Source organism: Sutterella massiliensis (assembly GCF_016899755.1).
Classification (GTDB): Bacteria; Pseudomonadota; Gammaproteobacteria; order Burkholderiales; family Burkholderiaceae_F; genus Sutterella; species Sutterella massiliensis.
This window is the reverse complement of sequence record NZ_JACJJC010000527.1, coordinates 1-240: the sequence shown is the minus strand read 5'-3', so window position 1 is coordinate 240 and position 240 is coordinate 1. Positions and strand designations below refer to the sequence as shown.

Genomic DNA, 240 nt, shown 5'->3' with positions numbered 1-240 from the left:
CTCAGGAAATCGGTGCGGGCGTTCGCGGTATGGCGGGCGTGGAGTCGCTGCATCTGCCGATCGTATATGTCGGCCCCAAGGGCAACGGCTCCCCCACCCGCGCCCTTCCCTACTGCATCGGCATCAACGACGAAGGCCGGCGTTTTGCAGACGAATCGGCCGGCTACGCCTCATTCGGCAAAGCCGTGCTCAAGCAGCCGAACCAGCGCGCTGCGCTCATTTTCGACGAAGCGCTCAAGC

General features: G+C 64.2%; 1 protein-coding gene. It reads left to right on the top strand.

Annotated elements, in window-relative coordinates; genetic code table 11:
- A partial coding sequence (locus tag H6A60_RS13575; RefSeq protein WP_205105398.1) for a hypothetical protein occupies positions 1-240 on the top strand: 240 nt, incomplete at both ends.